This window comes from Candidatus Merdisoma sp. HCP28S3_D10 (assembly GCF_052065835.1).
Lineage (GTDB): Bacteria > Bacillota > Clostridia > Lachnospirales > Lachnospiraceae > Laedolimicola.
The window spans coordinates 1-943 of sequence record NZ_JBQHTG010000013.1 but is presented as its reverse complement, the minus strand read 5'-3'; the positions used below and the strand labels follow the sequence as shown (position 1 = coordinate 943).

Below are 943 nucleotides of genomic sequence, written 5' to 3'. Positions count from 1 at the left end.
AAGTCAGTTCAGGCAGACCCGAAACCGGGTGATCTACCCATGTCCAGGATGAAGTTGCCGTAAAAGGCAATGGAGGTCCGAACGCACATCCGTTGAAAAGGGTGGCGATGAGGTGTGGGTAGGGGAGAAATTCCAATCGAACCCGGAGATAGCTGGTTCTCCTCGAAATAGCTTTAGGGCTAGCCTCGATGGAGTCTAATGGAGGTAGAGCACTGAATTTCCTAGGGGGCGTCAAAGCTTACCGAAGAATATCAAACTCCGAATGCCATATAGATGCTCATCGGGAGTCAGACTACACGAGATAAGTTGGGTAGTCAAAAGGGAAAGAGCCCAGACCTGCAGCTAAGGTCCCAAAGTGCGTGTTAAGTGGAAAAGGATGTGGGATTTCAAAGACAACCAGGATGTTGGCTTAGAAGCAGCCATACATTAAAAGAGTGCGTAATAGCTCACTGGTCGAGAGGTCCTGCGCCGAAAATGTCCGGGGCTAAAACACGACACCGAAGCTCAGGAATGTACCTAGTACATTGGTAGAGGAGCATTTTTAACGAGACGAAGCAGTACCGTAAGGAGCTGTGGATTGTTAAAAAGAGAGAATGCCGGAATGAGTAGCGAGAGGAAGGTGAGAATCCTTCCGGCCGAATATCTAAGGTTTCCAGGGTAAAGCTGATCTGCCCTGGGTAAGTCGGGACCTAAGGCGAGGTCGAAAGACGTAGTCGATGGACAACAGGTTGAGATTCCTGTACTGCTCTGTAACAGAACTGTGGGGACACGTGTGGAGAGTGTGAGCCGGAAATGGAAAGTCCGGTGCAAGCGAGGTAGGAGGTAAGTTGGCAAATCCGCTTATCAATCCGAAGACGTGACGCGTACCGAAATCAAGTAGGGAAGCACATGAGCCATGCGTCGAGAAAAGCCGCTATTGTTTGCAGAGTACCCGTACCGTAAA

1 rRNA gene is annotated in these 943 nt (G+C 49.8%); it reads left to right on the top strand.

Going from position 1 to position 943, the window contains the following annotated elements:
- Positions 1–943: ribosomal RNA gene (locus ACTNCH_RS12815) — 23S ribosomal RNA — on the top strand; the annotation flags it as partial.